This window comes from Mesorhizobium sp. M7A.F.Ca.AU.001.01.1.1, from assembly GCF_004022735.1.
Lineage (GTDB): Bacteria > Pseudomonadota > Alphaproteobacteria > Rhizobiales > Rhizobiaceae > Mesorhizobium > Mesorhizobium ciceri.
The window spans coordinates 1-3,716 of sequence record NZ_RZPF01000654.1; the positions used below are offsets into that span (position 1 = coordinate 1).

The 3,716-nt window shown below is 62.4% G+C and carries 5 protein-coding genes; all 5 read left to right on the top strand.

The features are described 5' to 3' along the window. Positions 1–194: 194 nt before the first annotated feature. On the top strand, positions 195–902 hold the full coding sequence (locus EN884_RS29135; RefSeq protein WP_063167956.1) for a metal-dependent hydrolase: 708 nt from the start codon (positions 195–197) through the stop codon (positions 900–902). Positions 903–926: 24 nt separating this feature from the next. Continuing rightward, positions 927–1,343 carry a hypothetical protein gene (locus tag EN884_RS29140; protein ID WP_082826453.1) on the top strand — a complete coding sequence of 139 codons (417 nt, stop codon included), beginning with the start codon at positions 927–929 and terminating at the stop codon, positions 1,341–1,343. A gap of 130 nt (positions 1,344–1,473) precedes the next feature. Next, the gene (gene gatC / locus EN884_RS29145; protein WP_013531787.1) at positions 1,474–1,761 is read left to right on the top strand and encodes an Asp-tRNA(Asn)/Glu-tRNA(Gln) amidotransferase subunit GatC; all 288 of its coding nucleotides are present in this window, start codon (positions 1,474–1,476) and stop codon (positions 1,759–1,761) included. Positions 1,762–1,769: 8 nt separating this feature from the next. After that, positions 1,770–2,225, top strand: a complete 456-nt coding sequence (locus EN884_RS29150; RefSeq protein WP_013531786.1) for a GNAT family N-acetyltransferase — start codon at positions 1,770–1,772, stop codon at positions 2,223–2,225. After that, the coding region (locus EN884_RS29155) for an amidase family protein (RefSeq protein WP_128360888.1) at positions 2,225–3,716 on the top strand (1,492 nt) is incomplete at its 3' end. The genes EN884_RS29150 and EN884_RS29155, both read left to right, overlap by 1 nt.

Consider the following 3,716-nt stretch of genomic DNA (forward strand, 5'->3'; position numbering starts at 1 on the left):
GAGCTCAAGCCCCGCCAGCGTCTTGCCGCCGGCTAACCGCGCCGGCAATTCTTCGATCGCGATAATGCCCACCGGCCGTCCTTCGCCTTTCACCACCAGGTGTTTTGTCAAACGCGTGGCGGACAAGTAACCCTTTGATCTCGGGGCCATTGGCGTTCTATCCTTTGGCAAGTCAAAAATCGAGGAATGCATTCATGAAACTGACCTGGTACGGCCACTCGGCCTTTCGGATCGATACCGCTGATGCCAAGATCCTCATCGACCCCTATCTGATAGGCAATCCGTCATGGACGGGTGGCTGGGAGGGCCCGGCTGAGGGTGTCACGCATGTGCTGCTGACGCATGGCCACAGCGACCACATCAGCGGCGCGGTGGAGGTGCTCGGCAAAAGCGGCGCCCAGCTCGTCGCCAATTTCGAGATCTGCATGTATCTGGTCGGCAAGGGCGTCAGCGACAAGAAGATCAATCCCGGCAACATCGGCGGCACCGTCGATTGCGGCAGCTTCACCACCACTTTTGTCCAGGCGCTGCACTCATCCTCGTTCCCGGGCGAGGGCGGCCAGAACACCTATCTCGGCAATCCGGGCGGCCTCGTCCTGCATTTCGCGGAAGACAAAACGCTCTATCACATGGGCGACACCGACATCTTCTCCGACATGGCGCTGATCAACGAGTTGCATGAGCCGAAGATAGGCCTGGTGCCGATCGGCGACCGCTTCACCATGGGCGGCGCGGTGGCGGCACTTGCCTGCCGGCGCTTCTTCAAATTCGACACCGTGGTTCCCTGCCACTTCGGCACGTTTCCGATGATCGACCCGACCGCCGATAAGTTCGAGGCCGGCCTGGAAGGATCCGGTGTAAGGCTGGCGTTGCCGAAAATCGGTGAGACGATTACGATCTAGAAACAGCTAAAGTGGAATAAATCCATGGTATTGGGGCGATCTCTTTGCGTTTCCATGTTTGTCGCGGCGTCGCCCGCGCTGGCCGCGGATGATTTCATCGAAGGCGTCTACCTTCAGTCCGAAGAGCTTTGCACGCAGGCCAAAAAGGACACGCTGCAAACGCTGATCGACGCCGGCAACATCGTGCTTTCGGCGCACGGCCTGCAGAGCGTGGAATACAATTGCGAGTTTCTGCAGGTCAGCAAGGCGACCGCTTCGCCGAGCTGGGCGGTGACGGCCCTCTGCCAGGAACCGGGCTATGTCTTCCCGGATGTCCTCTCGGTGACGCAAATGAACGACAAGCAGATCGATCTCGTGTCGGTCCGGCCCGTCAACGACGAAAGCGAAGCAAGCGGCAACAGCGGCAGCTACTATCTGTGCGAGGGCGTTGCCCTGCCGTAGACATCATCCTGTGCGTGGATCGATGGCCGAAGACTAGGCCGCCGCCGCAGCCTGGTCTCTCGCACGATGCATGTTGCGCAGCGCGCGCGGCGCCGCTATAGCCCGAACTGGTTTTCCCCGAGGCAAAAACATGTCCGTAGATCTTCAGACAGTGAAGCGCGTCGCGCATCTCGCCCGCATTGCGGTGAGCGAGGAAGATGCCGAACGGATGACCGGCGAGCTGAACGCCATTCTGGGCTTCGTCGAACAGCTGAATGAGGTCGATGTTTCCGGCATCGAACCGATGACCTCGGTGACGCCGATGGACATGAAGAAGCGTCAGGACGTTGTTACTGACGGCGGCAAGGCAGCTGACATCGTCGCCAACGCGCCGGCGACCGAAGAGAATTTCTTCCTCGTGCCGAAGGTCGTGGAGTAAACCGGCCGATGGCAATCGACATCGCCATTGAAACGCCACTGCAGGACGACGTGCGCGGCCTGGTCGAGGAACTCAACCAGACCTTGCTCGAACTGACGCCGCCGGAGCATTGCTACCATCTGACGGTCGAGCAGATGGCTGGTGAGGACACGACTGTCTTCATCGCCCGCGACAACGGCATGGCCATTGGCTGCGGTGCGCTGAAACGCCATGACGGCGCTGTCGGCGAGGTCAAGCGCATGTACACGCGGCCCTCGCATCGCGGGCAGAAGATCGGCGCGAAAATCGTCGAGCAGGTCGAGGCGCTGGCGCGCAACGAGGGGCTGAAGCGCCTGGTGCTGGAGACGGGCGACCGTCACCCCGCGGCGTGGACCGTCTACGAACGCGCCGGGTTTTCGCGTTGCGGCCCGGTGCTGGATTATCCCGATTCCGAGTGGTCGGTGTTTTACGAAAAGAGCCTTTGATGAGCGACCTGACCCAGCTGACGATTTCACAGGCCCGCGCCAAGCTGCACGGCAAGGAAATCACCGCGACCGAGATCACCGAGGCCTATCTCTCGGCCATCGATCGCGCCAATCCCGCGCTCAATGCCTATGTCGCGGTGACAGGCGACAAGGCGCGCGACATGGCCAAGGCGTCCGACGCAAGGCTGGTCAAGGGCGAGGGCGGTGCGCTGGAAGGCATCCCGCTCGGAATCAAGGACCTGTTCGGCACCGAAGGCGTCCATACGCAGGCCTGCAGTCATGTGCTGGACGGATTCAAGCCGCGCTACGAATCGACCGTTACGTCAAATCTGTGGGCCGACGGCGCCGTCATGCTCGGTAAACTCAACATGGACGAGTTCGCCATGGGCTCGTCCAACGAGACGTCCTACTATGGCCCGGTCATCAATCCGTGGCGGCGCTCGCGCCTAGACACGGTGGTGATGCCGACGACGCATCAGGGTGATGGCGGCTTCGTCTCGGCCGGCGGCACCAGGACCGCGCGCAGCCTGGACAATGCGCAGCTGGTGCCGGGCGGTTCTTCCGGCGGTTCGGCAACCGCAGTGTCGGCCTTCCTGTGTGCCGGCGCGACCGCGACGGATACTGGCGGCTCGATCCGCCAGCCGGCCGCCTTCACCGGCACGGTCGGCATCAAGCCGACCTATGGCCGCTGCTCGCGCTGGGGCATCGTCGCCTTCGCCTCGTCGCTCGACCAGGCCGGCCCGATCGCTCGTGACGTGCGCGATGCCGCGATCCTGCTGAAGTCGATGGCCTCCGTCGATCCGAAGGACACGACGTCGGTCGACATGCCGGTACCGGACTATGAGGCCGCGATCGGCAAGCCGATCAAGGGCATGAAGGTCGGCATTCCCAGGGAGTACCGCGTCGACGGCATGCCCGAAGAGATCGAAGCGCTGTGGCAGAAGGGCATTGCCTGGCTGAAGGACGCCGGCGCCGAGATCGTCGATATTTCCCTGCCGCACACCAAATATGCGTTGCCTGCCTATTACATCGTGGCGCCCGCCGAGGCTTCGTCCAACCTCGCCCGCTACGATGGCGTCCGCTACGGCTTGCGCGTGCCGGGCAAGGATATCGTCGACATGTATGAGAAGACCCGTGCCGCCGGTTTCGGCCGTGAGGTCAAGCGCCGTATCATGATCGGCACCTATGTGCTGTCGGCCGGCTATTACGACGCCTACTATCTGCAGGCGCAGAAGGTGCGCAATCTGATCAAGCGGGATTTCGAGACTGTCTTCGCCGCCGGCGTCGATGTCATCCTGACCCCGGCAACGCCATCCGCCGCCTTCGGCATCGCCGACGAGGACATGGCTGCCGATCCGGTCAAGATGTACCTGAACGACATCTTCACCGTCACGGTGAACATGGCCGGCCTGCCGGGCATCGCTGTGCCCGCCGGGCTCGACGCCAAGGGTTTGCCGCTCGGGCTTCAGTTGATCGGCCGGCCGTTTGACG

What these genes read in the sequence shown, in the direction of transcription:
- EN884_RS29135 (WP_063167956.1), top strand. Translation starts at nt 195, where the DNA reads ATGAAACTGACCTGGTACGGCCACTCGGCCTTTCGGATCGATACCGCT.
- EN884_RS29140 (WP_082826453.1), top strand. Translation starts at nt 927, where the DNA reads ATGGTATTGGGGCGATCTCTTTGCGTTTCCATGTTTGTCGCGGCGTCG.
- gatC (WP_013531787.1), top strand. Translation starts at nt 1,474, where the DNA reads ATGTCCGTAGATCTTCAGACAGTGAAGCGCGTCGCGCATCTCGCCCGC.
- EN884_RS29150 (WP_013531786.1), top strand. Translation starts at nt 1,770, where the DNA reads ATGGCAATCGACATCGCCATTGAAACGCCACTGCAGGACGACGTGCGC.